Annotated in this window: 16 protein-coding genes; 2 read left to right on the top strand and 14 right to left on the bottom strand. The window is 46.6% G+C overall.

Features of this window, described 5'->3' with window-relative positions:
* Positions 1–37: 37 nt before the first annotated feature.
* The 6 genes from BEL04_RS00470 to BEL04_RS00440 all read right to left on the bottom strand — a co-directional run bounded on the left by BEL04_RS00470 (position 38) and on the right by BEL04_RS00440 (position 5,677).
* Positions 38–430 carry an acyl-CoA thioesterase gene (locus tag BEL04_RS00470; RefSeq protein WP_065999012.1) on the bottom strand — a complete coding sequence of 131 codons (393 nt, stop codon included), beginning with the start codon at positions 428–430 and terminating at the stop codon, positions 38–40.
* A 278-nt stretch (positions 431–708) separates the two neighbouring features.
* Complete coding sequence (gene aroC, locus BEL04_RS00460) at positions 709–1,800, bottom strand: chorismate synthase (protein WP_065999010.1); 1,092 nt, start codon at positions 1,798–1,800, stop codon at positions 709–711.
* A 54-nt stretch (positions 1,801–1,854) separates the two neighbouring features.
* Positions 1,855–2,208: a four helix bundle protein gene (locus BEL04_RS00455; RefSeq protein ID WP_065999008.1), complete on the bottom strand. Its 354-nt coding sequence runs from the start codon at positions 2,206–2,208 to the stop codon at positions 1,855–1,857.
* Between the two features lie 85 nt (positions 2,209–2,293).
* Positions 2,294–3,580: a 3-phosphoshikimate 1-carboxyvinyltransferase gene (gene aroA / locus BEL04_RS00450; protein ID WP_065999005.1), complete on the bottom strand. Its 1,287-nt coding sequence runs from the start codon at positions 3,578–3,580 to the stop codon at positions 2,294–2,296.
* 9 nt (positions 3,581–3,589) lie between these two features.
* Positions 3,590–4,720: a chorismate mutase gene (locus BEL04_RS00445; protein WP_066003270.1), complete on the bottom strand. Its 1,131-nt coding sequence runs from the start codon at positions 4,718–4,720 to the stop codon at positions 3,590–3,592.
* A 120-nt stretch (positions 4,721–4,840) separates the two neighbouring features.
* Positions 4,841–5,677: a prephenate dehydratase gene (locus BEL04_RS00440; protein ID WP_065999003.1), complete on the bottom strand. Its 837-nt coding sequence runs from the start codon at positions 5,675–5,677 to the stop codon at positions 4,841–4,843.
* 443 nt (positions 5,678–6,120) lie between these two features.
* Between BEL04_RS00440 and BEL04_RS00435 the strand changes: the two genes are divergently transcribed.
* The gene (locus BEL04_RS00435; RefSeq protein ID WP_065999002.1) at positions 6,121–7,782 is read left to right on the top strand and encodes a glycosyltransferase family 39 protein; all 1,662 of its coding nucleotides are present in this window, start codon (positions 6,121–6,123) and stop codon (positions 7,780–7,782) included.
* Here BEL04_RS00435 and BEL04_RS00430 read toward each other — a convergent pair.
* From BEL04_RS00430 to BEL04_RS00420, 3 genes are all read right to left on the bottom strand, one after another.
* Positions 7,779–8,552 carry a helix-turn-helix domain-containing protein gene (locus tag BEL04_RS00430; protein WP_065999001.1) on the bottom strand — a complete coding sequence of 258 codons (774 nt, stop codon included), beginning with the start codon at positions 8,550–8,552 and terminating at the stop codon, positions 7,779–7,781. The two genes, BEL04_RS00435 and BEL04_RS00430, sit on opposite strands and share 4 nt — an antisense overlap.
* Before the next feature lie 140 nt (positions 8,553–8,692).
* Positions 8,693–9,340, bottom strand: a complete 648-nt coding sequence (locus BEL04_RS00425) for a hypothetical protein (RefSeq protein ID WP_139112882.1) — start codon at positions 9,338–9,340, stop codon at positions 8,693–8,695.
* 39 nt (positions 9,341–9,379) lie between these two features.
* Positions 9,380–11,878, bottom strand: a complete 2,499-nt coding sequence (locus tag BEL04_RS00420; RefSeq protein WP_065998997.1) for a beta-galactosidase — start codon at positions 11,876–11,878, stop codon at positions 9,380–9,382.
* Between the two features lie 453 nt (positions 11,879–12,331).
* Between BEL04_RS00420 and BEL04_RS00410 the strand changes: the two genes are divergently transcribed.
* The gene (locus tag BEL04_RS00410) at positions 12,332–12,706 is read left to right on the top strand and encodes a hypothetical protein (RefSeq protein WP_065998992.1); all 375 of its coding nucleotides are present in this window, start codon (positions 12,332–12,334) and stop codon (positions 12,704–12,706) included.
* 52 nt (positions 12,707–12,758) lie between these two features.
* Here BEL04_RS00410 and BEL04_RS00405 read toward each other — a convergent pair whose 3' ends face one another.
* The 5 genes from BEL04_RS00405 to BEL04_RS00385 all read right to left on the bottom strand — a co-directional run bounded on the left by BEL04_RS00405 (position 12,759) and on the right by BEL04_RS00385 (position 21,879).
* On the bottom strand, positions 12,759–15,128 hold the full coding sequence (locus tag BEL04_RS00405; protein ID WP_065998989.1) for a glycoside hydrolase family 2 TIM barrel-domain containing protein: 2,370 nt from the start codon (positions 15,126–15,128) through the stop codon (positions 12,759–12,761).
* 7 nt (positions 15,129–15,135) lie between these two features.
* A complete protein-coding gene (locus BEL04_RS00400) occupies positions 15,136–16,125 on the bottom strand; it encodes a glycosyl hydrolase 53 family protein (protein ID WP_083227698.1) in 990 nt (329 codons plus the stop codon).
* A gap of 81 nt (positions 16,126–16,206) precedes the next feature.
* Complete coding sequence (locus BEL04_RS00395) at positions 16,207–19,386, bottom strand: efflux RND transporter permease subunit (protein WP_065998987.1); 3,180 nt, start codon at positions 19,384–19,386, stop codon at positions 16,207–16,209.
* Between the two features lie 23 nt (positions 19,387–19,409).
* Positions 19,410–20,594 carry an efflux RND transporter periplasmic adaptor subunit gene (locus BEL04_RS00390; RefSeq protein ID WP_065998983.1) on the bottom strand — a complete coding sequence of 395 codons (1,185 nt, stop codon included), beginning with the start codon at positions 20,592–20,594 and terminating at the stop codon, positions 19,410–19,412.
* 13 nt (positions 20,595–20,607) lie between these two features.
* Positions 20,608–21,879, bottom strand: a complete 1,272-nt coding sequence (locus tag BEL04_RS00385) for a TolC family protein (protein ID WP_254659496.1) — start codon at positions 21,877–21,879, stop codon at positions 20,608–20,610.
* Between the last annotated feature and the right edge of the window lie 279 nt (positions 21,880–22,158).

Raw genomic sequence — 22,158 nt, 5'->3', positions numbered from 1 at the left:
AATAAAAGCCCTGAGCTTTTACCTTTCTGCTTTCGCCTCAATCTTCCCTCAACCGCTCATCGGTATAGGTGATCTCGGTTTTGCCGTGAGGTACGGGTTTGCCGTCGGCATCTACGCTTACAAAAACTATTTTATCGATAGTGAGGATGGTTTTTCGGCTGATCTTATTCCGAACCTGGCAGGTGAGCGTGATTGACGTTCGGCCGAAATGCACAGCTTTAATGCCCAGCTCAATAATATCGCCCTGTTTGGCCGAGTTGATAAAATTAATTTCGGACATGTATTTGGTTATACATCCGTTGGTACCCAATTGTATAATAGAGTATATCGCGGCTTCCTCATCTATCCAGCTCAGCAAACTACCGCCGAATAAAGTGCCGTGAGCGTTCAGGTCTTCGGGTTTAACCCATTTACGTGTGTAGAAATTCATTAATTAGTAGTTGGTATCGAGTATTTAGTAGTTAGACCTTTACCCTATTTCTTTGAGTAACTCGGGTTGGGAATAAAATCGCCGACAATAATCCCACTATCATTTACTTTCCATGCACCCTTTATTGCTTCAGGTGGGACATTATCTTCTTTCTCAAAAACTGTGTCTATCTCATATACCCACCCATTGGGATGGTTGACTGCCTCTTTAATTGCGCCTGGAGGGGGTGTTCTTTTAGATTTGAAAAGTCCCATAAATATTATCGTCCAGGCCCAACATCACAAATGCGCATTCCTATTCCTCAACCAATGATCTGCAATAACTAAAGCGGCCATCGCCTCAACAATAGGTACGGCGCGTGGCACTACGCAAGGGTCGTGACGACCTTTGCCGCTTATTTCGGCGGCTTCGCCGGCGGCATTTACGGTTTGCTGGTTATGCATAATGGTGGCAACCGGTTTAAAGGCAACTTTAAATTCGATAGGCATACCATTACTGATACCGCCCTGTATTCCGCCACTAAAATTGGTAATGGTTTTGATGCTGCCCAGGTGGCTTTTTACAAAAATATCGTTATGCTCTGAGCCGCGCATTTCGCTGCCGCTAAAGCCCGAACCAAACTCAAAACCGTGTACGGCGTTGATGCTCAGCATGGCTTTACCTAATTCGGCATGCAGCTTATCAAAAACAGGTTCGCCCAAGCCTACCGGGCAATTTTGAATATGGCAGCTTACTTTACCGCCAACGGTATCGCCATCCTTACGTACCGAATCGATAAACGCGATCATTTCTTCGGCTGTAGCCGGATCGGCGCAGCGAACAATATTGCTTTCGCGGATAGCTAAAAACTCTTCGGCGTTGGTAAACTCTACATTGGGTGCGTCGATCTTGCCTACGCTGCATACATGCGCCAGTATCTCGATGCCCTGTGTTTTCAACAACAGTTTAGCAACTGCGCCGGCAGCTACACGTGCCGCAGTTTCGCGGGCAGATGAGCGGCCGCCGCCACGATGATCGCGGATGCCGTATTTAGCCTGGTAAGTATAATCGGCATGGCTCGGGCGAAAAACATCGGTATTGTGGCTGTAATCCTTCGAGCGCTGATCTTCGTTCGGGATGATCATCGCTATCGGCGTACCGGTAGTTTTACCTTCGAACACACCGGATAAGATGTTAACCGTATCGCTCTCCTTGCGCTGCGTGGTTATTTTGCTCTGACCGGGCTTGCGTTTATCCAGTTCGCCCTGAATGTAATCCAGATCGATATCCAGCTGCGCGGGGCAGCCGTCGATAATTACCCCGATAGCTTCGCCATGCGATTCGCCAAAGGTGGTTATCCTGAATAATTGCCCGAATGAGTTGCCTGCCATCTTTTTAGTATTGGGATTTGCGTATTGCGTATTGCGACACTCAACGCATGGTTTTTAGTTATTTAATGATTTTTGAAGGTTATAGTTCATCTTTTGCAGTTCATCGATATTATCCAATACTTCATCACATATTACAGTATCAATAAAACCCAATTTTTTTGCAATTACTATTTGCGTCTGAAGTTCATACGATGATCCATTGGCTATACCTAAAAACTGTTTGAACTCGCCACTGGTATTTCGACCGGCACCTTCCGAAATATTAGAAGGAATTGAAACAGCAGAACGTCTTGTTTGCGAGATCAGCCCAAACCGCTCATCAGATGGAAACTCAGCCGAAACTTTATATATTTTAACTGCAAGGTCAATCGCTTTATTCCAGATTTTAAGTTCTTTAATATTGTGCATTTTTAGTATTGAGATTTGCGTATTGCGTATTGCGATTTTTGTCGCGTTTATCTTAAATTGTTATTGTCGCATTACGCAACACTCATTACGCAATACTATTTACTACAAACCCCGCCTTCTCCAGATCCTTCCAGAATGCCGGGTACGATTTTTCGACCACCATCGGGTCTTCAACCTCCACTTGCGGAACGATCAGTGCCAGCGGCGCAAAGGCCATCGCCATACGGTGATCTTCGTAGGTGTGGATCGTTACCTTTTCGGGGATATGCTTCCCGCTGCAATCCAGTTTGTACACCTGTCCTTTTTCGATCAGTTTCACACCTATTTTTGCCAGTTCGTTTTGCAAAGCGGCAATACGGTCGGTTTCTTTGATCTTTAAAGTTTCCAGTCCTGTAAAGGTAGCATCATGGCCCAAAGCCGCGCAAACCACGATCACAGTTTGTGCCAGATCCGGGCATTCTTTCATATCAAATACCTTACGCAGTATAGGCTTTACTTGCTTTTGCAGGTACACGCCGCCATCTTTAAACTGCGAAGTAATACCAAAGTTAGCCATGATCTCGGTGATCACACTATCCCCCTGCAAACTGTAAGGTTTTAAAGCGGGTAAAAACAATTCGGCCTCATCACACAAAGCTGCGATAGCATACCAGTATGATGCCGCGCTCCAATCGGGTTCGATAACCAAAGTGGTTTCGGCAAAAGGTTGGTTAGCTATATGGATACTGTTGCCCTCCCAGGTGTATTGAATACCGGTTTGCTGCAGCATAGCCAGTGTCATCTCTACATACGGTTTCGAGGTAAGCTCACCCTCTATCTGCAAAGTTAAACCCTGTGGTAAACTTGAAGCGATGAGCAACAAAGCGGTAATATACTGGCTGCTCACATCGCCTTTAATACTGATGGTATTTGTTTTTTGCTCAAAACCGGGTTTGATGTTCAGTGGCGGATATCCTTCATTCAACTCATACTCAATATGCGCACCTAATTTGCTCATGGCATCAACCAAAATACCTATCGGGCGTTGCTGCATACGCCTGGTGCCCGTTAAGGTAAATTCCTGATTTTGCAAAGGCAGGTAAGCTGTCAGGAAACGCATGGCCGTGCCTGCGGGACCAATATCTACGAGTTGTGAGTTGTCAGTTGTCAGTTGTGAGTTAACTCGTTGACTTTCTAACTGACCACCGACCACCGACAACTGATAACTTAACGTCACCGCATCTGCTGCGTCGGACATATTTTCCACCTTCACCATACCCTTACTTAAGGCTTCGATAATGAGCGCACGGTTACACTCGCTTTTCGAACCTGTAAGTTGTATGGTACCTTTTAAGGTTTTAACCGGTTTTGATATAATGATGTTAGCTTGCATCAAAACCAATTAAGCGTGGGTTAAATGCTCCTGTTGCGATCCGGCAACACCATCTTTATTCATGATCTCGGTTTGCTTGCGGATAGATTCGCTGTGGATCAACTCCAAAAACTTCTCGGTAAACTCTTTGCTCAGCTTTAAGGCCGAACCGTAAGTTATGCGTTTGTTCAGGATCTCTTCCCAACGGTTAACCTGCAAAATGGTGATGCCGTTCTCTTTTTTGTAGTTGCCGATCTTCTCAACAATCTGCATACGCTCGGCCACCTTCTGGATCAACAGATCGTCGATCTTATCAATTCCCGCACGCAGTTCGGCCAGTTTATCTTTAACTTCGGTAGTACCGGCAGCGGCTTTTCTAACTTCCAAACGCTCCATAATGTCGTTCAGTGCCGATGGGGTCAATTGTTGTTTAGCGTCTGTCCAGGCTACCGATGGGTCGATATGCGATTCGATGATCAAACCCTGCATATCCAGATCTAATGCTTTTTGTGCAATGTACGGGATCAGCTCGCGGTTACCGCAGATGTGGCTCGGATCGCAAATGATCGGCAGATCAGGCGCGTGTGTTTTCAGGCTGATGGCCAGGTCCCACATCGGCTCGTTACGGAAAGCCGATTTTTCGTGCGATGAGAAACCACGGTGTATAGCCGCCAGTTTGGTAATACCTGCATTATTAATACGCTCTAAAGCACCGATCCATAACGACAGATCGGGGTTAACCGGGTTTTTTACGATAACGGGTACATCATGGCCTTTCAAGGCGTCGGCAATTTCCTGTACGGTAAAAGGGTTGGCTGTAGAACGGGCGCCTACCCATAAAATATCAACGCCAGCCGCAAGCGCTTCTTCAACGTGTTTGGCGGTAGCAACCTCTACAGCTACAGGCAAACCTGTTTCGGCTTTGGCGCGTTTTAACCATTCCAAACCAATGCTGCCGATGCCTTCAAACTCGCCGGGACGGGTACGGGGTTTCCAGATACCTGCACGTAAAGCCGATACACGGCCTGTAGCTGCCAGCAAATGCGCGGTGGCAACCAATTGCTCCTCTGTTTCGGCGCTGCACGGGCCTGCAATCAGTAAGGGCTCTTTGCTCACCTTCATCCATGAAGAAAGCGGCTGTATGTTAAAATTGAGTTTCATCGTTTTTTGTTGTTTTAGACCATGGACCATAGTCGATGGTCGATAGCTGCTTTGTTGATTAATTTATTATTCTATTCTTTGTTTTGTTTCTATTCTATGGACTATCGACTATGGACTATCTCACACCGTATCGTTTTTCAGGTATTCGCCCAGTATGTTAAAATTATGCGTGTACTTGAGTATCTGCTTTATGGCGGCATCGTATTGCTGCTGCTGCTCCCACTCGGCATCTACATAAAAATTGTATTCGTTACGTTTACCTAAAACCGGCATCGATTGTATCTTGCTCATGTTCACGCCTTCTTGTGCTAAAATATTGAGCACTTTGGCCAGCGAGCCAACTTCGTTACTTACCTGGAAGCACAGCGAGGCTTTGTTAGCTTTTATTTTAGGCGCATTGCTATGATCGGTCAGTATCAGAAAACGGGTGTAGTTAGTTTTATTCGATTCGATGCGGCGCTCCAAAACATCCAGTTCGTACAATTTCGCTGCAAGCGTATTGGCTACGGCTACGGTATCGGTCAGCTTTTCATCGCGTACACGTTTGGCGCAGGCTGCGGTATCGTTACCCTCAACTAATTGGATATGCGGGTAATCCTCAAAAAAATCGAGGCATTGGCGCAAGGCTATCGGGTGTGATATCACCACCTTTACATCCTCAAATTTAACGCCCGGATACGCCAGCAAATGTAATTGGATAGGCAAATAAACCTCTCCCACTACCGGGAAGTTGTAATCCATCAGCAACGAGTAGTTTGGCAATATGCTACCTGCGATACTGTTTTCTATCGCCATGATCACATAATCGGCCTCTTTGCTTTCCAGCTTCTCGAAGGTTTGTTTGAACGATTTACATTCAACAGTTTCGATATCATCGCCAAAAAACTTAAAAGCCGCCTCTTCGTGAAACGAAGCACGAATGCCTTGTATAGCTACCCTTGGTTTTTGCTTTTCCATATTACGCTAAAACAAAAAATCCCGGCTTTTGGGCCGGGACTTTTGTTTATGTTTTTATATCAGGTTATGACATATTAGTCCCGGCTTGTACTGCTAAAGTAAAAGTAGTAACCGAACCAATATGCGCTTGTAAATTTCATTGTTTTTGTATTGCGCCGTAAATGTACAGCAAAAAATCAACTTGTCAATAACTAATTTTTATTTTTTTATTTATTCCGAATTTTGTTCGGGCAAACACCACTTATCAACAGCCAAACCTAACTATATTTCTGACAACAAGTAATACTACAGGTTGTGTAGTATTTACACTCAATCAATCATTACCTCTTAACATCCGGGTGATATTAAATTAACAATCCGTCGAAAAAATTGCTTTTTTATGAGACTTTTCTGAAAGCAAATTGGTCATTTTGCGATTTCTATTCCAACGGGCTACATTATCTATGATCGAACATCCTGAAACGCAACAACAAACAGAATCAAAAAATGCTTTTTCAGGCATGTTAACCGAAGATAATGCCGCACGGCGCACCTTACTGCTTATTATAGTTACCTTTCTGATCCGTTTGTTTATAGCGGCCTTTACCGGTTTGGGCATCGGCGAATCGTATTATTTTCGCGGGGTTTTACATCTTAGCCTAAGCTATTTCGATCAGCCGCCTTTGTTTTTCTGGCTAAGCTGGGTATCGACCAAGCTATTCGGGTTAACTAACCTTGGCCTCCGTTTTCCGGCGGTGTTATTATTTGCCGGCACAAGCTGGTTGCTGTTTCTTACCACTAAAAAGTTGTTCAATGCCAAAGCCGGCTTTTGGGCGGTGTTGGTCATGAACTTAAGCGCTGTATTTACCATCCCGGTAGCGGCCTGGTTCCAGCCGGATGCGCCGCTGATGTTCTTTTGGTTGTCAGCCACCTACTTTATGGTGCAAATTATGCTGCCCGAAAAAGGCGAACTACGCAGCAAAAGCCAGATCACACTTCTGTGGGTTTATGTGGGCATCTGTATGGGCCTGGCCACACTGAGTAAATACCATGTATTATTCCTGTTCGTGGGCATTTTACTGTTTGTATCTGCCAATAAAAGCCAAAGGCACTGGCTTACACATCCCGGGCCTTACCTGGCGGTATTGATTACCTTGCTATTTGCCTCGCCCATCATCTGGTGGAACGCACAAAACAACTGGGTATCGTTCGTATTCCAGGGCTCGCGGGCCGGCAGCGACGGTGCCTTTCATCTGCACCCCGACTGGTTTATCCGTAGCTTCATCGGCCAGGCCTGCTGGCTGTTACCCTGGATATGGGTACCGGTAGTGCGCCAGCTTTGGGTATCTTTTAAAAACCGTACAAGCTCGCAGGCCTACAGCTTCGTATTTTGGACATCGGTTTTACCCATCGTATTCTTTACTACCATTACGCTTTGGGCCGATCTGCAATATCATTTCCATTGGCAGGCCCCTGGTTACCTGATGCTGTTTATGCCTTTGGGATACGCTATCGATAAAAATCTGAGCAACCCGGCCAAAGTGAACGGCACACGCCGCTGGCTCAAGTTCTCAGCTTATTTTACCGTGATCACCATCACCTTTTTAAGCGCGCATATGATCACCGGTTTTTGGCAATGGTACGGGCCTAAATATATCGTCAACAAAACCCACCTGGGTATCGACGACCCGACCATCGAGGGCAATGATTACAATGATATCAAAGCCCGTTTTGACCAGGAGGGCTGGAGCAAAAACCCTAAAATATTTGTGGGATGCACCCGCTGGTGGCTTACCGGTAAGGTAGATTGGGCTTTGAAAGGCCAAAAACCCATCGTTTGTTTTAGCTATGACCCACGCAACCTGGCGTTTTTAGTGAACCCCGATACCCTGAAGCATTTCGACGCGGTAGTGATCATGCAGAACGATACCACCAGCATGCACCAGGATGTGGAGCCGTTCTTCGATAAAATAAAGCACGTAAAAGACATCGTGGTTACCCGCAACGGCCGTCCGGAGCTGCACCTGTCAACCTACTATTGTACCAACTTCAGGCTGCCTAAAAAACCTCGTCCGGATATACCGGCATACTGGCAATTGATGGGTTTGCCGCCATTCGGGCATTAGGCCAAAACCGGGTGCTTAGTAAAAGTGGTTGGTTGGTTCGTGCTTTGGCACTCCAGGTACAAAATGCAGGTCAATAGCAGATCACATCCTACCGAAATGATCAAACCGGTGCTTTGAATGCCGAAATTAAAGCTCAAAAACATCAGGCTTTGCACGATCCCGATTATACCGGCAATGCTATAAAGCAATTTATGGACACCTTTTGAGTTCTGATTGAACACGCCCACACCAAAAACAATGCAATTGATACATAATGCAATGTATACCAGGCCAATTGCCGCAGGGTTCAGTAAATAGAACAGGTTGGTTAGCGGCAGCAGGATAATTTGCAGCATGGCCGATATCGCCAGCCTTTGATTACCGCGGCGTTTCCCTAAAACATGAAACCCGTAAAAGAACCCAATCGCACTTAAACTGTGAACAGTAAAGGTGAATACCCTGGCCGCACCACTAAATGAATGGCTGATCAGTTCGGTCACAACAGCTATTGCATTCAGCGAATAAATTAAACCTGCTAAAGCCGTAAACTTCAAAACAGTTACCGGCAGGTCATTATTCTCAGATTGCTTCGCCTGCGGTGTGGCTTTAAAGTCATACCCCAATACTTCCGATAACAGGTTGAGCGTGTACATACGCGGGCTCACCTCTCCGGCCTCGATACGCTGGATGGTACGGATATCTACTTTACACCTGTCGGCAAGCTCTTTTTGGGTAATTCCCTGAGCATTGCGCAGCTCTGTAATTTTCAATCCTAATGTTGGCTGTTCCATTGTTTTACGATTTTACTGGCTCAAAACTAAGTGTTCAAAATATCATTTAATCCGAAACCCATACGGCATTTATACGGCATTTGCCCCGGGCACCAAAAAAAACTTCCCCAGGGGGGAAATTGTAAGAATATTTTCAGACTCTAATTACCGCTATTCTTCTCATCGGGGGCATCAAGAGATGGTTCCTGTATCAGTTTATTGATGCGCGGTTGTATGAACCATATCCCAATAGGATAAAACCAGATAAGGAAAAACTCGGCAGCAAAATCACTAAACTCCACTTCTTTTTGTACCTCGGCAGTTTTTAACGTCTTAGCCACAAAGTACAGGCAGTAAAAAATACAGAATATCGAAAACAGGTGAAGCGGGATGATAACGGCGAAGGGTACGAGTATCGCCGCCGGATTAACCCCGGCAGCAAACAGGCCGCTACCCTGCGGGTTCAAAAAATCTACAGATGATAATAAAAAACACATCAGGCCTATCATCAGTGCCATGTATACCAACGGTATAAAAAAGAACACCTTAAACCTTTTTATCTTCATTTTAACTATTTCGGGCACCTTAGGTTGCAGCCCTACTGCTACCGACCAGAACCAGCCAAACTGAACACCGATAACCAGGAGCATCAGGATTGGGAAAAACTTAAACACTCCAAAAACATTGACCGCGTTACCGCTTGTTGCTGCCGAGAAAATACTCACCATCATAAAAATATAGAATATGAACGGCAGGCCGAACATCAATACAAACAGTTGCCAGTGCCTGGCTTGTAAAAATCTATTCATGGCTTAGGTTTTTGCTCTTCTAATGTACTGATATTCTTTTTAAAACACCACTTCGTACTGTGGTTTTACGCGGATACCATTTAACCCGGCATAACTGCTTTTTGCAAATTCCAGGTCGGTGCCCGGCTCAAAATGTATCTGCCGGTTTTCCATCAGCGGCGTTATCTGCAAGATAAACTTTTGTTTGCCCAACAGGTCGGCGTGGCGTTTTAAACTGTACGTCATAGTATTGCCGGTATAATAATCGTCAGCCACGATCAGGTTACCGGCGTACAGTGCTGCCGTGTTGCCTTTGTAATCAAACGCTACCTGTACATCGTGCACTGTTTTAGGCAAAACCGAAGGCATATTGATCTGATAAGCCTTATAAGGCAGCTTCGCATCAAACCGGATGCCGTAGGTTGGACCGGTTGGAGTTTTGCCGGCCAGACTTTGGGTATACCGGTCAAAGGCAGTATCGGCTGAAATTTGCTTAAAGCCGATATCGACCGGTTTCCAAACAGGCAGGGTTACCGAATATTTATTAAACATACCATCAACGCCGACCGCTGTAACAGCTTTGTTTTTGATGCGGATAGCGGGCAAAGCATCGAAGCTGAACGCAGCTTTGTCTATCGACCTGATGGTGAGTTCGTCTTTCACATCATCGTAAAAAGCCATATCTGATGTGAGCAATAGGGTTTGTACTCCTTTGATATTAAACACATACGAGTTGCGGGCCTGTTGCCGGGTGAGCAGCAGTACCTGGATGTTTTCGCCGCTTTTGGTGGTGATGTCGATAACTGAGCTTTTACCGGAAATCATTCCGTCGACAAGTACATCCCCGCCGCTCCTGATCATTTCACCCGAAGACACTTTCAGGTTTTTGATATTGCGGTTCTCAAATTTAAACTGCGGTGCAATGCCGTCCATCGCATAATAACAGTAAATTTTGGTTTTGTTGTTATTCAGGATCACGGTTGGGTGCGCGGTAGCGTATTTCAGCAGCAGGCCATCCATATCATAATTAAACGGCATTACGCCATAAACCTTGTTATTGATGTTCAGTGCTCCCTTTTCGGGGATACGGATAGTTTCCTTTTCTGTTTTGATATCGAACACTACGCCTTTATGATCAGCCATATCAAAATGACGAACATAATTATTAAAAAACACATATCCCGCCCCGCTCCTGCTGCGTACCGAGTAACGCAAGGCTCTGAGGTCGTCTGCCTTTTGGGGATTATCAGCCGGGATCTGGGCCGCCATCGGCGCCAGGTTACTGCCATAGGCATCAATAAACTCGTGCAGCAGTTTAAAATCGTGGTAATAATCGCGGATGTAACCCCACTCGCTGATCGGCGCTTCAAAATCGTAGCTGATCATCGGGTAATCGTTCGGGTAAGGATAGATCGTCGATTTCGATTCCTGCGTAGGGTACTCTTTGTTCCAGCTTAGCGGGTGCTGCGTGCCGTGGAAAACATAATAACCCAGCATATTGGCGCCGACGCCCAACCGGGTATAATCCAACGCAAGCAGATCTCCGGCCTGTAAAGTCGGCCTGCGGTGATAAGTGACCTGCATACCGCCCCCCAGTTCTACCGTTAAAAACGGATGACGGTAAACCGGTGTCTGAGCTGCGCCGGGCTGATAGGTCAGCACATCGTTACCGATATTCTTATCCTTCCTGTCGGGCGTAAACAGGTAAATATTGTTCGGCGGCAGGTCTTTGGTGTTCTGCGTCCATGGCGCATCGGGGTAGCCACCCCATAATGGCATTACATCGTCCTCGGGCACCTGCGGGCCGGGCCAACCGGTAACCACATAAAGCGGCACGTCCATCCCATCGGCAACAGCCATTTTTTTGAGCGCAGCCAGGTATTTATAACCATCGCTGTTTGGCCCGTTGCTGCGCATTTCATTGTCGACCTGTATGCCGATCAGCGGGCCGCCATCTTTATAATATAAACCTTTAAACTGCTCGGCCAGGGCTTTGTACCAGTCGGCAACCTCGGGTTCAACGCTGCCGTTTTTCGTCGCCCGGTCAAAGCCGCTTTTCATTTTCTTTTTCACAAACCAATCGGGCATACCGCCGTTGCGCGCTTCGCCGTGCGCCCAGGGGCCTATCCGCGCCACGGCTTTTAAGCCGTGTTTTGCGCATAACTGGATAAAGTAACGCACGTCAAGGTTGTCATCAAACCTAAACTTGCCTTCCTCCTGCTCATGGTGTATCCAGAAATCATAAAAAGCGATCACGTTGATACCTGCCGCTTTCATTTGGAGTATAGCTTCTTCCCATTCTGCCCGCGGGTAGCGCGAATAGTGTATCTCGCCCATCACCGGCAACACAGGCTTGCCACCCAGGCGCAGGTAATAGTTATTCAGATCGAGCATAACGCCCTGCGGGTTTTTATTACTTCCCTGCTGAAAATGCTGCCCTTCGATGTAAGTTATATCCTTACCCAAAACAACGGTATGTTCTTCGGTTTGGGCATAAGTGGCAATGGTTAGCACAAAAACACACGCTCCTGCCAGGGCAGCTTTAAATATTAATGGCATTGGTATAAAGGTTTATAAAACAATGATAAAACTATCCCGGCGTTTTACCATCCTGAACTATCATTGCCGATGGTTTTAAAACCGGGTGATGTTTGATGAAGTATCAAGTATTTCTCTTTTTGTCTTGCTACTTGATACTAACTACTACCAAAACACATGGGTATTTATGGGTGCTTTTATATGTTTTTCCTCAATTTATTCACTTCTGAGCTAAATAAGCACATTTCTCATTTTTTATACCCATCAAACACATGGGTATACGATGGGTATTCATGGGTGTACCCATGGGCCTCTATCCGACGCCCGTTTCAATGAACAAAACAACCCGGCGTTATCTGCTAACTTATAAAGATACACATTTTAAGGCATTTCTGATAGGTTTTTACAAGAAATATCTCCTGCTTCAACTCCTTAGGGTGCAGCAACACGCAGGTTATTTACTAATTTAGCCCGATGCCTAAAAAACCCATACCCTTTGATTTTTTGCTCGATTATCTGCCAGCAGATATCATCGTTAAACCGGCCATCGGTATGTTTTATATTTATTTCGACAAAAAGATCGTCTTCATCTTCAGAGAAACGCGTAAAAACCCGCAGCATAACGGTATCTGGATATCAACCCAACGCGAACATCATGATAGCCTGAAAGCAGGTATCCCGGCAATAACCGGTTTTGTGCTCGACGAAGGTTTTGATACTGCCTGGCTGCTGCTTAGCGATAAGCACGATGATTTTGAAAGCGCTGCGATACAGCTTTGTGAACTGGTTGCACACAAAGATCACCGGATAGGCAAGGTGACACCAGCCAGTGCCGCGATGTTTCAGTAGTTTGTTTCACGCTTATTTAAAACGAGCGTAAAAACCCGCAAAAACATCAAATCTATCCAGGCTTAACGGATGATGTATTAATTGTTGCTTCAATATAAGGTGCAATGTTCTCTGCATCGCCGGGTAAGGCGGCCGATACCTTGATCTTTCCGGCACCGGGGTGAATTTTTATCAGCACGGGGGCAATACCTGCTTCGCTTTTAACTACTTCATCACCTATTATTTCGCAATTACCGGTAACCTTGAACCTGACATCGATCGCAGCATCCGGCACCAGTGTCCCGGCAGCATCAACAATTTTGGCGTAAACCAATTGTATCTCATCCATCGGGCTGTCGTACGCCCAAACATCCCAGTCTAACATTAAATTGTTCGGCCTGCCCGGCGTTTGCCGTATTGCATCTGCAACTTTAACATGGTTAAGATACCCTACAGCTTCCAATTTCCCGATTTCGAATTTGCTGATCGCAAACGTAAACGGCGGGTGTGGCAGATTGTTGCTGTATGGGTCCTTATCCGGCTTCTGCCTGGCAATTGGCTTACCGTTCAATAACAGTTCCACCTCGTCGCAGTTGCTGTACACCTTTACAGTTTTGGTAGCGGGGTCGTTCCAGTAGTTAGCAATAAACACCATCGGTTTGCCAAAGCCTTTATCATCCGGCTTTGGCCCGTACTGGCTCTGGTAAAAGTAAAACGCAAATTTGGGCAGCCGGTAAATATCCATAATACCCGACGATTCGATATCGCTGGCATAACCACGTTTATAATCAAACATCAGCCAGTTGACGTCACCAAAGTTCGGCCCTTTCAGATCGTCGTTATGTGCTTCCTGGAAGTTATAGGCCTGCTGCAGCATCCTCGCCTCGCCGTCGGTACGCAATTGCCGCGAGTTGCGTTCCTCGCTCTTCAGGCCTTCGTAGGCTTTCTGGTTAAAGCCCGCATTCTGGGCATAATATTCCCAGTCGCCATACTCGGCGAGCAAAACAGGCTTGCCCTTGCTGTACTTCTTCCAGTAATTTGGCGCTTTGGCGTGCTGCCGTGCCGGGCTAAACACATCATAAGCATAATCTATCCAACCAATCGAATATACATCCTTGAACGGCAGCTCGGCATGCACAATGCGGTTGGCCTCGGTCATATAAGCCTTACTCATTCCCGATTCATTCAGCGATGCCTCCCACAGTACGATCGATGCGTGGTTACGGTCGCGGTGTATCATATCCCGGATGTTCTGATAACTGTTCTTTTGAAAAATCTCATCGCCAAAAAACTGCCAGCCCGGTATGGCATCCATCACCAAAATACCCAGCTGATCGCACGCGTTTAAGAATACCGGCGATGGCGGATAATGCGAGCAGCGCACAAAATTCATCCCCGCTTCCTTGATCTTCCAGGCATCATTATATTGCGCGTTGTCGCTCAAAGCATAACCAACGTACGGGTATTCCTGGTGACGATTGGTGCCAACAATGTTCAGTTTTTCGCCATTAAGGTAAAATGCGTCGGCTGTAAAACGAAATGTTTTGATACCCACAAGTTGCCCGAGCTGGTCTGCTACTTTGTTATTTTTAATAACCTGCACCACCAGGCTGTAAAGGTTGGGGTGCATCGGCGACCATAATTTGGGCGATTTGATCGTTAAGCTTTGTTCAAAAATTGCCGTGCCGCTCACTTTTTGTATGATGGACCTGTTTTCGGCGACTTTCTTTCCGTCCTTACCCATAAATGATACCAGCACTTGTACAGGCGCCGCCGCTTTTGCTGCATTTTCAACCTCCGTCTTCACCACTACCTTCGCCGAAGCCGCAGTCACGTCTTCGTAATGTACCATCACGCCGCCTCCGGCTTCGTGGTTGGCAGCAACAGCATTGCTGATATGCACCGGGTCTTTTACAATCAACCAGGCACTGCGATAAATGCCACCGTAAAAATTAAAATCGAGATCTTTTACAGGTTTCCCGGGTGGGATGTGCGGATTATCCTCATTCACCAGTTTCACCAGCAGGCAATTTTGGGCACCGAATTTTATCTTGTGCGATACATCGATGGTAAAGGGCAGGTAACCGCCCACATGCTTGTACACATGCTTACCGTTGAGGTAAACATCGGCATCGTTCATGGCGGCATCAAATTGTACAGCAATATATTTGCCTTTATTGGCAGCGGGCATGGTAAAGTATTTGCGGTAGTAGCAGGTACCCTGCCATTGCTCTTTTATCTTGATCACCGGTTCAATATGCGGCGTGTGAGGTAAAGTGATTTTTTCCCAATCAAGGGTTTTATCTGCCTTTGAGAGCAGTATCTTTTTGGATGTTGCGGTGTCGATATCTTTAACAAATTCCCAGCCGGTATTAAAAAGCGTTTGTGAGCGGCCTTGAAAAACTGACATGAGCACAAATGCCAGGCATAATATTTTCTTCATAGATGTTTTATTGGATATGGTATTTGGCGGCTATCTGCGGGTATATCTTCATAAATTCGTTTTGGTGGCCGCTCCTGTCAAATACCGCTTCCTGGTAATTCAGCGGTTCCCAGATAAAAGTTCCTTTACCCTTGTTACCGGGCAGGTTAAACTCGATGTCGTTTACTTCATTCTTCATTTTGGTGTATTCTACCACGATCACATCCTGTTTGTAGCGCGTCGCCAGGTCGGTTAAGTTATTTTTCAGATCATCGGTCGTACCGTGCCACTCGGGGTAATACGATTCGCCGATGATGTCGAACTGCACATTCCGTGCTATCATGTTATCCAAAAACCAGCGCGACTCCTGATTCTGCCCACCGCAGGCAATATGCAGCATAATTTTGGCTTTCCTATCAACCGCTTTTACCCCCGCAATACCTGCCTTAAGCAAGCCTGCCAGCGTATCCAGGTGCATGATATTGGCCATGGGCCACATTATGCCGTGGTTGATCTCGTTACCCACTTGCACCATATCCGGCAATGTGCCCTGGTTCTTTAACGCTGCCAAAACCTTTTTTGTAAAATTGCGCACGCTGTCCTGCAAATCTGGGTAACCCGCATTCTTCCACGCCGATGGCATATGCTGCTTGCCGGGGTCGGCCCAGTTATCGCTGTAATGAAAATCGAGCAAAAAACCCATGCCGGCAGCTTTAATACGTTTGGCCATTTTCATGGTCTCCGCCAGGTCGCAATATCCTTTTTTCGAGTAGCCGCTATCGGCACGCGGGTTATTGAATATACGTAAACGGATATAGTTAAAACCATGCGCTTTCAATATCGCTACCACATCCGTAGCTACGCTGTCGTCGCCATAAAACTTTTTACCCTGCGCTTCAAACTGCGGTAACCAGGAGATATCGGCGCCCAGAATTTTTTCGTGTTTGGTTTGCGCTTCCGCGGACAGGTTCATCAAACAAATGAGCAGAAATAGGTTCGCTGTTTTCAGATATTTCATGGCACTGGTAATTGGTGATGCAAGTTAACCAAAAAAGGAGCTTATAATTTAAGCTCCTTCAATAATTGTAATGATAACAGTTTATACCTGATCTTCGTTCGGATCGGGTTTGTAATTAGCCTGCAATTCGGCCAGTTTCTTTTTACCGTAAGCAAACTTTGTGATCAGTACAAACAGCACCGGCACAATAAAGATAGCCAGCAAGGTTGCCGAAAGCATACCGCCCAACACGGTAAAGCCGATGGTTTTACGCGCTTCGGCACCGGCGCCCGAAGCAAATACCAGCGGCAATACGCCTAAGATAAACGCCATCGACGTCATGATGATCGGCCTTAACCTCAGGTGAACGGCAACCAGGGTCGCTTCCACTACTTCCATCCCCCTGTCAACACGTTCCTTGGCAAACTCCACGATCAGGATGGCATTCTTGGCCGCCAAACCGATCAGGGTGATCAAACCGATCTGCGCGTAAACGTTATTGGTAATGCTCGGCACCAGGGTGAGCGTCAATATCGCGCCAAAAGCACCCAGCGGTACGGCCAAAAGTACCGAGAACGGCACCGACCAGCTCTCGTACAAGGCCGCCAGGAAGAGGAACACGAACATGATAGACAGGGCGAAGATATACACCGTCTTCGATCCGGATAAGATCTCCTCACGGCTCAAGCCCGAAAACTCGTAGCCATAACCCTGCGGCAGGCTCTTTGCAGCTACATCTTTCAGCGCGTTTAAGGCGTCGCCGCTGCTATAGCCGGCTTTGGGGTTACCATCAATTTCGGTAGAGCGGAACAGGTTAAAGTGCGATATCAGCGGAGCGCTCTCGGTTACTTTATAACTCGTTAACGAACTCACCGGTATCATTACCCCGCTTTTGTTGCGTACAAAAAACTGGTTCAGGTTTTCAATTTTATTGCGATAACCGGTATCGGCCTGCTCCACCACGTGGAAGTTACGGCCATAAATGGTAAAATCGTTCACATATAAGCTGCCTAAATACGTTTGCAGGGCATTGCCCACATCAGATATGCTGACGCCTAATTTTTTACATTTCTCACGATCGATCTCCAGGTTATAGCCCGGCGTACGCGCGGTAAAGAAAGTAAACGCTTTGGCAATTTCGGGCCGTTTATTAATCTCACCTACAAAATTCTGCACCACGTTCGAGAAGGTTTTGATATCAGCGCCCGTCTCGCGCTGCTCCAGGTTAAAGGCAAAACCCGCGGTGCTACCTAAACCAGGTATGGCCGGCGGCGGAATTACCACTACATTTGCTTCTTTAAACATACCCGACAGCTTGGCCTGCAACTGTGCCACCAGTGCAAACAACTGATCCTTTTTATTGGTCCGTTTATCCCATGGTTTTAACTGGCAGAACATCGTCGCGCTGTTTGATTTTGATGCGAAGGATACCACGTTCAAACCACCCAGTGCAGCGTAGTGGCCTATGGCAGGAACGCTGTCCAGCACATGCATCATTTTGTTTAAAACATCCACAGTTTGTGTGGTTGATGATGCTTCCGGGATATCAAAAGTGATATAGATACGACCATCGTCTTCGGTTGGGATAAAGCCCGATGGCTTGCTCCTGAACAGCATAAACGCAGCAACAAATATGCAGGCAAGTATCACCATCACAAATTTCGAATTTTTGATACCCCTGCCCACACCTTTTTGATAGCCGTTGGTAACACGGCCAAACCACCCGTTAAACACATAGAACAAATGGTTTAAACCTTTGGATGATTTATCAAGCTTCATCGGCTTTAAGATCAGGGTACACAAAGCCGGTGTTAGCGACAGCGCCACAAAAGCAGATATGATAACCGATATAGCGATAGTGATAGCAAACTGCTGGTACAAACGGCCAACAATACCCGGTATAAAGCCAACCGGCACAAACACTGCAGCGAGGATCAAAGCGATGGCTATAACGGGCGCGGTAATATCGCGCATGGCATGTATGGTCGCTTCTTTCGGGTCCATTCCTTTCTCATCAATATAATGCTGTACCGCTTCCACCACCACAATGGCATCATCAACCACGATACCGATAGCCAGTACGAAACCAAACAGCGTTAACGTATTGATGGTAAAGCCCAGCGGGAAGAAGAAAATAAACGTGCCGATAATAGAAACCGGTATAGCCAGCACCGGGATCAACGTTGCCCGCCAGCTTTGCAGGAACAAAAATACCACTACAATTACCAGCCCCAGCGCTATGAGCAGGGTCTGTACAACCTCGTGCACCGAAACTTTTACCACCGTTACCGATTCGAACGGAACAACATAGGCCACATCTTTAGGGAACTGATGGCTTAGTTCTTCCATTGTAGCGTACACATTTTCGGCAGTAGTGATGGCGTTACTGCCCGGCGCCTGGTAAACCAGCAGGTACGAGGCGTGTTTACCATCCACATACGAGTTATTGGCATAGTTAAATTTACCCAGCTCAACACGGGCCACGTCTTTTAAATAGGTAACGGCACCCGTTGTGGGGTTGGTTTTCACGATGATCTTTTCAAACTCGGCTGGTTCAACCAAACGGCCTTTCACAAATACCGAATACTCAAATACCTGCGAGTTTTTTTGCGGCGGGGCGCCAACCGTACCGGCGGCTATCTGGGCGTTCTGCTCAGTAATAGCCTGGGTAACCTCGGCGGCAGTAATACCCAGTTGCGACAGTTTATCCGGCTTAAGCCAAACACGCAGGCTAAAATCGTCGGCGCGTGTTACCACGTCGCCCACGCCTTTTGTACGCAAAAGCGCATCCTTCACAAATACGTTGGTGTAATTATCTATATAGGGCACGCTGTGCGTGCCCGCCGGCGAATACATGGCCACCAGCATCAGGATACTCGGGTTACGTTTTTTTACTGTCAAACCTAAGCGCTGCACCTCCTGCGGTAGTGTTGGCGTGGCAATACTCACCCGGTTCTGTACATCCAGCGTAGCGATATTGATATCGGTCCCCACCTCAAAATTCACCGTCATGCTCATGGCGCCGCTGCTGGTGCTGTTACTGGTAAGGTAGGTCATGCCAGGGGTACCGTTCACCTGTATCTCGATCGGCGTCGCTACGGTTTGCTCAACCGTTTGGGCATCTGCGCCGGTGTAATTACCCGTAATTTGCACGGTAGGTGGCGTAATTTCGGGGTACTGACCTATGGGGAGCGTGGTAATCGCCAATGTACCGACAATAACGATCACCAGCGAGATAACGATGGCTGTTACGGGCCTCTTTATAAAAACTTCTGATATCATAGTGTAGTTTCCGTCTTAAAAAATTACTGTTTTAACTGGCCTTGTGCCGGTTTTTTTGGCTTCCCTACTGCAATGCGGCCCTTATCGCGTAAGCGTTGCAAGCCGTCGGTCACCACCTTATCGCCTTCTTTTATGCCCGACAGGATAACCACGTTGGTACCGGTCTGCTGTCCAAGCTTTACCTTATATTGTTTGGCAATGGTGTCTGGTATGATTTTGGTCGTATCCCTGGGCGATTTCATCGTACTATCACTGGCTACGTAAACAAAATACTCTCCCAATTGCTCAACCACAGCCTTGTACGGGATGATGATCTGCTCGCCCGACTGATTGTTCAACACCTGCAATGTGCAGCTCATACCATCAACCAGTTGCTTTTTAGGATTTGGAAACTCTATGCGCACTTTGATCGTTCCCGATTGATTGTCCACCCCCCTGTCAACCACCAGTATCTTTCCTGGCTGCGGATAGGTTGTGTTATCCGACAGTTTTACCCTGAAAGCCGAATCGGGATTAACCGCGCCTTTACTTTTCATTTGCTCAAAACGGCCTACGCTGTTTTCATCTACCACAAAATCAACAGCTATCGGGTCTTCGCTCGATATGGTATTTAAAATGGTGGTGCCCGGGGTTACCTGCGCGCCTAATTTTACCTGCGATATGCCAATACGCCCGGTAAACGGCGCCCTGATGATGGAATAATCCAGATCGGTTTTAGCCGAAAATACAGCTGCCTTGGCGGCCTCTACCTGGCTCTGGCTCGATGCGAGCGTTGCATTGGCATTATCAACCAATTGCCTGGCCACGGCGTCCTGCTTTAAAAGCTGGTTATAACGGTCGGCATCTTTTTGTGCGCGTACCAAACTGGCTTCGGCGTTGGCCTGGTTGGCCTTGGCCTGCAAATAGGCAGCTTCGTACTTACGGCGGTCTATCTCGTACAGCGACTGGCCCTTGGTCACCACATCGCCCTCCTTAAAAAATATACCGGTAATAAAGCCGCCAACCTGTGCCCGTAATTGCACGCTGTTAAGCGCAACCACTGTACCGGGGTACTGATCGTAAAATACTGCGTTGGCTTTAGTCGCTGTAGCCAGGTTAACAGGGGTTGGCGGTACTGCTGCTGCATTGGGGTTTGCAGGTTGCTTGCACGCTGTTGCCCACATCAGCATCGCCGCCGGACCGAGGGTAAAAACATATCTCTTATTCATTGTAATTTGTAGATTAATATTGTACTGATAGGGTTCCGAGTGCTTTTTGAAGATCGATCTTGGTTGATAAAACATTGAACAATGCGTTATAATAATTAAGCTCTGATGTGCGCAGGTCGCTTTCGGCGGTGATCACATTCAGATAAGTTTTAATCCCTTCGCGGTATTGCAGAAACACCACATTATAAACATCCTTGGCCAGGGCCACGTTATCGCGCAACACTTTATAATCGTTGTAACTGCTCTTATAGCCCGCCAGGGCCTGGGTATATTCGGTATTGATGAGGTTGCGGGTGTTTTCGATATCCAGATCGGCACGTTCAACCTGCAGCTTTGCTTTCGCTACATTTTGTATGCGTTTATTGCCCGTAAAAATGGGGACCGATACATTGAGCCCGACAAGCGAGTTAGGGAACGAACGGCTGTACAGATCGCTCAGGTTCGGGCTATAATAGCCCAGGTTGTAACTGCCAAACGCCGAAACCGACGGTAAAAAGTACCAGCGGTAATAATCGACGTTTAGATTGTCGAGCGTTTTTTGAGTTTGCAGCTGTTTATACTCAACGCGGTTGTTTACATCCAGGGCTTGCAAAGTATCGATCACTGTTTCGCGCTCCAGTTGCGTCGAGTCGTACACCAGTTCGATCGGTTTTTGCGGTGTAAGCCCCATTACCTGTTTTAAGTAAGCTATCTTGCTTTTAATGGCTTCTTCGGCTTGCTTCCGGCTGGCCAGTTCGTTATTTAACGAAATCGTCGCCTGCTTATAGTCGGTTTTATCAACCACACCGGCCTGGTATTGCGCATAAGCATCTTTTAAACTACGCTGCAGGCGCAAAATATCCTCGTTAATAATTGCCAGCTGGCGCTGCGATAGCAGCACATCATAAAAAGCCTTGCTTACATCGGCTACCACATTGATCTGTGTGCTCAATATGTTTTGTTTATAGTATTGCCTGCTGTATTTTGAAGTGCGCGAAGCCAGCGCCACGGTATTATTATAGATAACCTGGTTGCCCGTTAACGATAATGTAGAAGAGTTGGCTACGCCGCTGGTAATAAAACCACCGTTAAACGGTTGTTGCGGCAACTCAAAATAATGTTGCGCACTGCCGCCGGCGTTAATCTGCGGCAGCCAGTCGGCAAGGGCAATTCCTATATTCTTTTCGTTAATTTGTTCATCAATGGAAGCTTGTTTTGCCGAGGGTTGATTTTTTAAAGCAAAACTGATACATTGGGGCAATGAAACCGCCGTGGGCAGGCTATCGGTTTTAGCCTGCGCATGCAAGCATATTGGTAATAAAACAGAACAAATTATTGTAACAAAAAACAAAAACAAGCGTCTTTTCATAGTAACTTCAACTTTCGACACAAATTAAAATTTTTATATCCGATTTGTTTTGTTGTTCAAACAAATAAAGACCAATACGTCATGGAAATGATTTGATATCAAGGGGTATCACAATATTTTTACAATCAAATTAGTTAGTAAGAGTTAAGAGGTTATCGTTATTTTTAAGTAAAAAAATCAATAATCATTTTACTTATGACAAATAAAATTGATTAA

Origin of the sequence: Mucilaginibacter sp. PPCGB 2223 (genome assembly GCF_001705515.1) — a bacterium.
GTDB lineage: Bacteria > Bacteroidota > Bacteroidia > Sphingobacteriales > Sphingobacteriaceae > Mucilaginibacter.
This window is presented reverse-complemented; position numbering and strand designations above follow the sequence as displayed.

Bases quoted from the DNA above. Each gene is read 5' to 3' on its own strand.
- BEL04_RS00470 (WP_065999012.1), bottom strand. From the start codon at position 430: ATGAATTTCTACACACGTAAATGGGTTAAACCCGAAGACCTGAACGCT.
- aroC (WP_065999010.1), bottom strand. From the start codon at position 1,800: ATGGCAGGCAACTCATTCGGGCAATTATTCAGGATAACCACCTTTGGC.
- BEL04_RS00455 (WP_065999008.1), bottom strand. From the start codon at position 2,208: ATGCACAATATTAAAGAACTTAAAATCTGGAATAAAGCGATTGACCTT.
- aroA (WP_065999005.1), bottom strand. From the start codon at position 3,580: ATGCAAGCTAACATCATTATATCAAAACCGGTTAAAACCTTAAAAGGT.
- BEL04_RS00445 (WP_066003270.1), bottom strand. From the start codon at position 4,720: ATGAAACTCAATTTTAACATACAGCCGCTTTCTTCATGGATGAAGGTG.
- BEL04_RS00440 (WP_065999003.1), bottom strand. From the start codon at position 5,677: ATGGAAAAGCAAAAACCAAGGGTAGCTATACAAGGCATTCGTGCTTCG.
- BEL04_RS00435 (WP_065999002.1), top strand. From the start codon at position 6,121: ATGATCGAACATCCTGAAACGCAACAACAAACAGAATCAAAAAATGCT.
- BEL04_RS00430 (WP_065999001.1), bottom strand. From the start codon at position 8,552: ATGGAACAGCCAACATTAGGATTGAAAATTACAGAGCTGCGCAATGCT.
- BEL04_RS00425 (WP_139112882.1), bottom strand. From the start codon at position 9,340: ATGAATAGATTTTTACAAGCCAGGCACTGGCAACTGTTTGTATTGATG.
- BEL04_RS00420 (WP_065998997.1), bottom strand. From the start codon at position 11,878: ATGCCATTAATATTTAAAGCTGCCCTGGCAGGAGCGTGTGTTTTTGTG.
- BEL04_RS00410 (WP_065998992.1), top strand. From the start codon at position 12,332: ATGCCTAAAAAACCCATACCCTTTGATTTTTTGCTCGATTATCTGCCA.
- BEL04_RS00405 (WP_065998989.1), bottom strand. From the start codon at position 15,128: ATGAAGAAAATATTATGCCTGGCATTTGTGCTCATGTCAGTTTTTCAA.
- BEL04_RS00400 (WP_083227698.1), bottom strand. From the start codon at position 16,125: ATGAAATATCTGAAAACAGCGAACCTATTTCTGCTCATTTGTTTGATG.
- BEL04_RS00395 (WP_065998987.1), bottom strand. From the start codon at position 19,386: ATGATATCAGAAGTTTTTATAAAGAGGCCCGTAACAGCCATCGTTATC.
- BEL04_RS00390 (WP_065998983.1), bottom strand. From the start codon at position 20,594: ATGAATAAGAGATATGTTTTTACCCTCGGTCCGGCGGCGATGCTGATG.